A 229-nucleotide genomic window follows, 5' to 3' on the forward strand; every position below is an offset into this window, starting at 1 on the left:
ACGGCTAAGAGGCAACAGTTAGTAAAATCCAATGAATATGTTCAACAGGCCAACGATTATATCGATAGCAATGTCGAAATGTTGGAGTTCTTAGAGCTAAAAAATAATCTAACTGAAGTAAGAGCATTGAGCCTAACTGAAAACATCTCTAAACAAATGATGATGGCTATTGGTTTAGGGATAATTAAAGAAGACGCAACGTTGATAACGGAGAGCGCCATTGAAGAAG

Annotated in this window: 1 protein-coding gene; it reads left to right on the forward strand. The window is 37.1% G+C overall.

The genetic code is table 11. The features are described from left to right. On the forward strand, window positions 1–229 hold a 229-nt coding region (locus tag IQR33_RS11420; RefSeq protein WP_193843706.1), incomplete at both ends, for a hypothetical protein.

Origin of the sequence: Vibrio sp. OPT46, from assembly GCF_015163535.1 — a bacterium.
GTDB classification, from domain to species: domain Bacteria; phylum Pseudomonadota; class Gammaproteobacteria; order Enterobacterales; family Vibrionaceae; genus Vibrio; species Vibrio alginolyticus.